The following is a 251-nucleotide window of genomic DNA, read 5'->3' on the forward strand; positions in this document are numbered from 1 at the left end:
CTTAGACAGCTAGGATGTTGGCTTAGAAGCAGCCATCATTTAAAGAAAGCGTAATAGCTCACTAGTCGAGTCGGCCTGCGCGGAAGATTTAACGGGGCTAAGCAATACACCGAAGCTATGGGTTTGCTCTTAGGAGCAAGCGGTAGAGGAGCGTTCTGTAAGCGGTTGAAGGTGAAGGGGTAACCCACACTGGACGTATCAGAAGTGCGAATGCTGACATGAGTAACGATAATGGGGGTGAAAAACCCCCA

The 251-nt window shown here is 49.4% G+C and carries 1 rRNA gene; it reads left to right on the top strand.

The window, feature by feature from the left end:
- Nucleotides 1–251: ribosomal RNA gene (locus K5Q58_RS21015) — 23S ribosomal RNA — on the top strand; the annotation flags it as partial.

This window comes from Shewanella sp. KT0246 (assembly GCF_019654955.1).
GTDB classification, from domain to species: domain Bacteria; phylum Pseudomonadota; class Gammaproteobacteria; order Enterobacterales; family Shewanellaceae; genus Shewanella; species Shewanella goraebulensis.